The organism is Methanosarcina sp. UBA5, from assembly GCF_002505485.1.
GTDB lineage: Archaea > Halobacteriota > Methanosarcinia > Methanosarcinales > Methanosarcinaceae > Methanosarcina.
On the sequence record NZ_DAVG01000124.1, the window covers coordinates 2,801 to 4,360 of the forward strand.

The window sequence follows — 1,560 nt, forward strand, 5'->3', positions numbered from 1 at the left end:
ATTCCCAAGCTTGTAAATTCTGACAGCCGCGTAAGGGCAATCGTAAAGGCTCTTGACCTGGCAGGTATTCCCAGGACAAGCATGGGAGTTACAGGTTCGATGCTCGCAGGCCTCCAGAACGAGAGCTCGGACATTGACTTTGTTGTGTACGGCCCTGTATGGTTCAGGGCAAGGGATGCAATAACCGCTGTAAAACAGCAGGAAGGGCCCATTAAAGAAATCAATGAGGAAATGTGGAAGAGAATCTACACTAAGAGAGCTCCAGAGATTTCATTTGATGAATTCATGCTCCACGAATCCAGGAAAGGCAACAGGGGCATGGTCGAGGGCACTTATTTTGACCTCCTTTTCGTAAGGGAATGGGACCAGATTAAAGAGCCTCTTCTACGCGGGAAGGATACAGTCAAAATGAAAATCGAAGCCAAAGTTACAAATGCTGATTTTGCTTTTGACAGCCCTGCGTATTACAAAGTCGAACACGATGAGATCGACCACGTGCTCTCATATACCCACACCTATGCAGGCCAAGCGCTTCCCGGGGAGCTTATAGAAGCTCGCGGCATCGTTGAAGAAGTCGGAGACATCAAGCGGCTTGTCGTGGGCACTTCGAGGGAGCCAAAAGGAGAGTGGATAAGGTCTCTTACCTGGCTTGAAAAGTGTGGATATCTCTAAAGCAGTGCAGATATCGCTAAAAAAACAAAACGTAAGCTTAAGGAATATAAGTTACTCAATGAACGTAAATTTCTATTTCAGGCATCCAGGCTAAGATAAAAGGTTGAAAGGGAAATAGAAAGGGAAATAAAATCTGTAGAAGAAGACTTTTACCAAAAAAGCCTCTCTATCTCAGCTTTTGTTCTAACTTTTGTTTCTATCCCCGGATTATTTCTTTCTGTTTAATAAGCCACACAAAACCAGTAATTCAACCACTAAAAAGTCTGATTCAATCCCTGGAGAGCGCTTCGCCTCTTCTTTTCTAATATCTGAAGCAGGAATTCCCTGTTTATTCTCTTCAGACGTTTTCTCCTCTTTCAAGGTCTGGTTTTTTCCTGTTTCGGACGAAGAAATTGCAACCAACTTAGTTTTCTTTTCGTTGCCTGAGATTGCAAAGGAAGAGAAGCCAGACGTTTCTGCGGTAAAGTAAAAATAAACTCCATCTTCTCCACTGGGAGTTGTGGGCAATGGATTCCATGCTCCTTCACTGTAGCGGTACAGGATAATGGCATCTTTGCGGACTCCCTGTTCAGTAATCCAGGCCCTGCTCACCCTGAAGTTTATTCGAGCATTTTCAAAATTATCAAGGCTTGAAAAACCACTATTCCCAATCCAGAGATTTACATTCCTGTAGACTGTTCCGGGTGCAGGCTCCTTAACAATTGAAGATATGTTTTTCAGTATCTCTACAATAGCGGTTATTTTTCCGAAACTCTTTTTCGGATTGAACTCCACACTGACTATTTCATTTGCCTCGTCTTTAAAAGTAAAACATGTATGAATGCCTTTGAAAACCTGCTCATTTGAAATTTCCTTCAGTTCGACATTCCTGGTTGATTCCGGAGAGCC

At 43.2% G+C, this 1,560-nt stretch carries 2 protein-coding genes; one reads left to right on the forward strand and one right to left on the reverse strand.

The features are described from left to right. A partial coding sequence (locus tag BP621_RS15905) for a nucleotidyltransferase domain-containing protein (RefSeq protein ID WP_292391622.1) occupies nt 1-672 on the forward strand: 672 nt, incomplete at its 5' end. A 207-nt stretch (nt 673-879) separates the two neighbouring features. Here the strand turns inward: BP621_RS15905 and BP621_RS15910 are convergent. Next, the coding region (locus BP621_RS15910; RefSeq protein ID WP_292391624.1) for a PGF-pre-PGF domain-containing protein at nt 880-1,560 on the reverse strand (681 nt) is incomplete at its 5' end.